This window comes from Ochrobactrum sp. PL_is483 (assembly GCF_055816855.1).
This window is the reverse complement of sequence record NZ_JBVPGS010000001.1, coordinates 1-711: the sequence shown is the minus strand read 5'-3', so window position 1 is coordinate 711 and position 711 is coordinate 1. Positions and strand designations below refer to the sequence as shown.

Sequence of the window (711 nt, the reverse complement as noted above, 5' to 3'; positions counted from 1 at the left end):
CGACCTTGGTGTCGATGCGGTCAACCCGACGCTGAAAGATGGCAACCGGGGCTTTGGCTATGCCTTGAGCCTTGAAGCAGGCCAGCGCATCGTCCTCGACCCGAACTGGTCGCTGACGCCGCAGGCGCAGCTGATGTGGTCGTCGGTCGACTTCGATACGTTCCATGACAGCTATGGCGCGCGCATCTCCAACCGCGATGGCGACAGCCTGACGGCGCGTCTCGGCCTTGCCGCCAACTATGCCAATAGCTGGAAGGGCGAGGATGGTTTGATGGTCAACACGTCGGTCTATGGTATTGCCAATCTCTATCAGGAACTGATGGGCAATGCCCGCATGAACTATGCCGGGACGCATATGGCCACGGACAGCGACAACACCTGGGGTGGCATCGGCGCCGGCGGCACCTATGCCTGGGCCGACAACAAATATGCCCTCTATGGCGAAGGCTCCATCAACACATCCCTCAATCACTTCGCCGACAGCTACACCCTCAAGGGCAATATCGGCTTCAAGGTCAAGTGGTAGACCAAAACATCGCCTCACACATATCAAGGCCCCGGTAACAACCGGGGCTCAGGCTGCTGACAAACCCCTGGCTATGTCGGGGGTTTTGTGATTCTGTGGGTCATGTTGAAGAAACCCGCCGCCGAACAGACCGCGCTCGAGATGGTGACGCTCGATCAACTGGTCCCGAAAGATCATCTGCTTCG

Annotated in this window: 1 protein-coding gene; it reads left to right on the top strand. The window is 58.5% G+C overall.

The window, feature by feature from the left end:
- Positions 1-526 (top strand): autotransporter outer membrane beta-barrel domain-containing protein (locus tag AC0TNJ_RS00005; RefSeq protein ID WP_473769850.1); only part of this gene is annotated, 526 nt, incomplete at its 5' end.
- Positions 527-711 lie beyond the last annotated feature (185 nt).